The following is a 4,507-nucleotide window of genomic DNA, read 5'->3' as shown; positions in this document are numbered from 1 at the left end:
GGCGCCGAGCTCGGCGATGCAACCGCCGATGCGGCCGGCATCGACCGCCACCGCGCCGGCATGGGCCTGCCAGATCGAGGCCAGATGCGTCTTGCCCGAGCCGGCCGGTCCGGCCAGCACCACCACCGGCGAGGGCCAGTCCGGCCAGCGGTCGACCAGCGCGACCGCTTGGGCATTGGTGCCGGAGACGACGAGCTCATCGCGCGAATAGCCGGTGCCGTGGCCGAGATCGAGCGGCAACTGGCGTGGCGGATCGATCTTGTTGTCGCTCATCCCTCTCAGCCGCGCGGCGTCCCCCTGCGGCGGCTGGGCGGCAGCGGCGGAGCCCGCTCGGCGCCGTGGCCCTTGTAAAGCGGCGATTCGAGATAGCGGGCGATCGCAAAGCGCACCAGAACGGCGACCGCCGCCGAAGCCGGCACCGCGATCAGCAGGCCGACGAAGCCGAACAACGCGCCGAAGGCAAACAGCGCGAACATCAGCCATACCGGATGCAGGCCGACGCTTTTGCCGACCAGCCGCGGCTGCAGGATGTTGCCCTCGATGAACTGACCGACGAAGAACACGCCGGCCACCGCCGCGACCATGGTCCAGTCGGGCCAGAACTGGACGAAGGCGACGCCGACGGCCAGCACCAGCCCGGTCAGCGAGCCGACATAGGGGATGAAGGAGATCAGCCCGGCGAACAGGCCGATGAGGATGGCGAAGTTCAGTCCGGTCAGCGTCAGGCCGGTGGCGTACATGGCGCCCAGCACCAGGCAGAGCGTGCCCTGGCCGCGCACGAAACCGGCGGTGGCGGTGTTGACGTCGTTGGCGATCGTCCTGACAGTCTTGACATAGTCACGCGGCACCCAGCTGTCGACGATCGCCACCATGCGGTCCCAGTCGAGCAGCATGTAGAAAGCGACGACAGGCGTGACCACGAACAGGCTGACCACCGACACCAGCGCCACGCCAGAGCTCCAGATCGAGGTGAACACCGTGGTCAGCAGGCCGAAACCGGAGGTGAGCAACGAGTTCAGCCCATCGCGCAGGCCATTGGCATCGACGCCGAATTTCTGTTCCAGCCATTGCGGATCGAAGCTGGTGATCAGCGCCTGCAATCGCGTCAGATATTCCGGCAGTTTGCTGGCGAAATCGGCCATCTGCGAGGCCAGCACCGGAACCAGGATGACGAAGGCCAGCACCAAGACGACGATGAAGGCAATGAGGATGACCACCGTCGCCATCAGGCGCGACAGTCCGACCCGCTGCAGCCGGTCGGCGACGGGATCCAGGAAATAGGCCAGCACCATGCCGGCGACGAACGGCAACAGGATGCCGCTGAAGACATAGAGGAACAGCGCCAGCAGAACGGCGGTCGCCAGCCAGAAGAAGATCTGCCGGCGGAACGCGGCAGACGCTGCATCGTCGGCAGCCGCCGTGGCGGCCTCCTCGTTAGTTGCCCGGTGTGGAGCCTTCGCCATAGCCGCTCATATGCCTCAGCCAAGCCACGAGATAGGCCGCGGCCGAAGCCACGGTCAAGACCCCGGACAGGATTATGAGCGCCGGCCGCAGCGGGTCGAGGCGAATGCCGAAGGCGAGTTCGCCCAGCACCACGGCGGCCAGCGCGATCTGAATGGCCGTGTTGGCCTTGGACACGAACAGCGGCTTCATCTCGACGGGATGGCTCATGACGGTGGACAACAGCACGGCGCAGACGATCAACGCATCGCGCGACACCATCGTCACCACCAGCCACAGCGGCAGCTCTCCGATGAAGCCCATGACGACGAACACCGAGACCAGGAGCAATTTGTCGGCCATCGGGTCGAGATAGGCGCCGAGACGCGAATGCTGGTTGAAATGGCGGGCGATGAAGCCGTCGACGCCGTCGGAAATGCCGGCGACGAGGAAGCCGGCGAAGGCCCAGTCCCAGCGCATGTCCAGCATCGCCAGCACCACGGCCGGCACCAGCACCAAGCGCATGATCGTGATCAGGTTGGGGATGGTCAAGGCGATGTCCCGTCGCTTTTATTGAGAGATAGATGATGGAGATGGCGGGTGGGCGCAAGGGAGAAGCTGCCGATCTCCCCCACGTGGGGGAGATCGGCAGTTTCAGCGCCGTTATCCTTGCGGACCGAAACTGTTCATGCGAAGAGCCCGCAAGGGAAACAGAGACGAGCCGGATATGAGCAAGCGCGACACAGCCAAGCGCAAGAACGGGCTCACCTATGCCGAGGCCGGCGTCGACATCGATGCCGGCAATCTGATGGTCGAGAAGATCAAGCCGCTGGTGCGCGCGACGCGCCGGCCTGGCGCCGATGGCGAGATCGGCGGCTTCGGCGGCCTGTTCGACCTCAAGGCGGCCGGCTTCACCGACCCGGTGCTGGTCGCCGCCAATGACGGCGTCGGCACCAAGCTGAAGATCGCCATCGATGCCGGCAAGCATGAGACGATCGGCATCGATCTCGTCGCCATGTGCGTCAACGACATTGTCGTGCAGGGCGCCGAGCCGCTGTTCTTCCTCGACTATTTCGCCACCGGCAAGCTCGACCCCGACCAGGGCGCTGCGATCGTCGGCGGCATTGCCGAAGGCTGCCGGCAGGCCGGCTGCGCGCTGATCGGCGGCGAGACGGCGGAAATGCCCGGCATGTATCACGGCAAGGACTATGACTTGGCCGGTTTCGCCGTGGGGGCTGCCGAACGCGGCCAGCTTCTGCCCACGGACGACATCGTCGAGGGCGACGTGCTGCTCGGCCTTGCCTCGTCGGGCCTGCATTCGAACGGCTTTTCGCTGGTCCGCCGCATCGTTGCCACCAGCGGCCTTGCATGGAGCGATCCAGCACCCTTCAACGACGAGGCGACATTGGCGGAGGCGCTGCTCGAGCCGACCCGCATCTATGTCAAGTCGATCCTCAAGGCGATCCGCAACACGCATGGCATCAAGGCGCTGGCCCACATCACCGGCGGCGGCTTTCCCGAGAATATCCCGCGCGTCCTGCCGAAGGATTTTTCGGCCGAACTCGATCTCGACGCCATCGAGGTGCCGCCGGTGTTCTCGTGGCTGGCGAAGACCGGCGGCGTGGCGCCCGAAGAGATGATGCGCACTTTCAACTGCGGCGTCGGCATGATCCTCGTCGTCGCCTCCGGCCAGGCGGCGCAGGTAGCCGCCGTCCTGCAGGAGGCCGGCGAGACGGTAACGCCGATCGGCCGCATCGTGCCGCGCCGCGACGCCGGCGTGATCTATCGGGGCTCGATCGACCTATGAACGCGCGCAAACGCACCGTGGTGCTGATCTCGGGACGCGGTTCCAACATGACCGCGCTGATCGCTGCCGCCAGCGATCCGGCCTATCCGGCCGAGATCGTCGGCGTCATTTCCGACCGGGCCAATGCGGCCGGGCTCGGCATCGCGGCGGCGCGCGGCATCCCCACCAAAGTGATTTCGCGATCCGACTATGCCGGCAAGGAAGCGCATGACGGCGCGATCGATGCTGCGCTGGCCGCCTTCGGCGCCGAGATCGTCGCGCTGGCCGGCTACATGCGCATCCTCGGCGCACGCTTCGTCGAGAAGTGGCAGGGGCGGATGATCAACATCCACCCTGCCCTGCTACCGGCCTTCAAGGGGTTGGACACACATGCAAGAGCCATCCGCGCGGGCATGCGCATCCATGGCTGCACGGTGCATTTCGTGACGCTGGACATGGATGACGGTCCGATCATCGCCCAGGCGGCGGTGCCGGTGATGGTGGGCGACAATGAGGATACGCTGGCCGCGCGCGTGCTCAAGGCCGAGCATCGGCTCTATCCGCTGGCGCTGGGCCTGGTCGCCGAGGGCAAGGCGCGCATGGAAGGCGGCCGCACGGTGCTTGCGCATTTCGCCGACGATGCCGACAACGGTACGTCGGTGGTGATGGCGCCCGACCCGCTGCGCGAGGAGACCGATCTCGAACATCTGGCGCGCATCACGCCCTGAACAGATGGAGGCTGGCATGGCGACAACGAAGCAACTTCTGCTCCTGCGCCACGCCAAGTCGAGCTGGGATGATCCGGCACTTGCCGATTTCGACCGGCCGCTCGGCCCGCGCGGGCTGAAGACAGCGCCGCTGATGGGTCGCGAGCTTGCCAGGCGCGGCTGGCTGCCGGATCTGGCGCTGGTGTCGCCGGCGTTGCGCACCCGCGACACATGGCGGCTGGTTTCGGCGGAATGGAAGAAAAGAACGCCGGCCGAATTCGTCCTGGCGCTCTACGAAGCCACGGCCGCGGATATCCTCGCCAAGGTGCGGCAGGCGGATGCAGCCGCCGGCGCCCTTCTGGTGGTCGGCCACAACCCCGGGCTGGAGGAGTTCGCGCGCCGGCTTGCCGGTGTCGGATCGGATGGCGGGGCGGCGAAAAAGCTCGAAGAGAAATTCCCAACCGCCGCAGTTGCCCGTCTTGAGGTCTACGGCGACTGGGCCGGTCTCGCTTTTGGCGGCGCCCGGCTGACACATTGCCTGCGGGTGAAGGAACTGGGCTGAGTTCGGCGCGCC

At 66.4% G+C, this 4,507-nt stretch carries 6 protein-coding genes; 3 read left to right on the top strand and 3 right to left on the bottom strand.

Features of this window, described 5'->3' with window-relative positions:
* The 3 genes from CN311_RS20070 to CN311_RS20060 form a co-directional block, all read right to left on the bottom strand.
* Positions 1-273: P-loop NTPase family protein (locus CN311_RS20070; RefSeq protein ID WP_483425989.1), on the bottom strand; the 273-nt coding region annotated here is incomplete at its 3' end.
* A gap of 5 nt (positions 274-278) precedes the next feature.
* Positions 279-1,463, bottom strand: a complete 1,185-nt coding sequence (locus CN311_RS20065; protein WP_097575467.1) for an AI-2E family transporter — start codon at positions 1,461-1,463, stop codon at positions 279-281.
* Entirely contained in the window at positions 1,435-1,992 is a 558-nt protein-coding gene (locus CN311_RS20060; RefSeq protein ID WP_097575466.1) for a CDP-alcohol phosphatidyltransferase family protein, read from the bottom strand. Before CN311_RS20060 ends, CN311_RS20065 begins: the two co-directional genes overlap by 29 nt.
* Before the next feature lie 175 nt (positions 1,993-2,167).
* Here CN311_RS20060 and purM point away from each other — a divergent pair, with 175 nt between their 5' ends.
* From purM to CN311_RS20045, 3 genes are read left to right on the top strand one after another with little or no spacing between them, the layout of a single operon-like run.
* Complete coding sequence (gene purM, locus CN311_RS20055) at positions 2,168-3,247, top strand: phosphoribosylformylglycinamidine cyclo-ligase (protein WP_097575465.1); 1,080 nt, start codon at positions 2,168-2,170, stop codon at positions 3,245-3,247.
* Positions 3,244-3,954, top strand: a complete 711-nt coding sequence (purN, locus tag CN311_RS20050) for a phosphoribosylglycinamide formyltransferase (protein WP_097575464.1) — start codon at positions 3,244-3,246, stop codon at positions 3,952-3,954. The genes purM and purN overlap by 4 nt, the downstream gene beginning before the upstream one ends.
* A gap of 16 nt (positions 3,955-3,970) precedes the next feature.
* Positions 3,971-4,495 (top strand): SixA phosphatase family protein, encoded by a 525-nt coding sequence (locus CN311_RS20045; protein WP_097575468.1) that lies wholly within the window; start codon positions 3,971-3,973, stop codon positions 4,493-4,495.
* The last annotated feature ends 12 nt before the right edge of the window (positions 4,496-4,507 follow it).

The sequence above is a fragment of the Mesorhizobium sanjuanii genome (assembly GCF_002529485.1).
GTDB lineage: Bacteria > Pseudomonadota > Alphaproteobacteria > Rhizobiales > Rhizobiaceae > Mesorhizobium > Mesorhizobium sanjuanii.
Note: the sequence above shows the minus strand (reverse complement) of the source record. Positions and strands in the feature narration are given on the sequence as shown.

Coding starts and splice junctions, on each gene's coding strand:
- CN311_RS20065 (WP_097575467.1), bottom strand. CDS start 1,463: ATGGCGAAGGCTCCACACCGGGCAACTAACGAGGAGGCCGCCACGGCG.
- purM (WP_097575465.1), top strand. CDS start 2,168: ATGAGCAAGCGCGACACAGCCAAGCGCAAGAACGGGCTCACCTATGCC.
- purN (WP_097575464.1), top strand. CDS start 3,244: ATGAACGCGCGCAAACGCACCGTGGTGCTGATCTCGGGACGCGGTTCC.
- CN311_RS20045 (WP_097575468.1), top strand. CDS start 3,971: ATGGCGACAACGAAGCAACTTCTGCTCCTGCGCCACGCCAAGTCGAGC.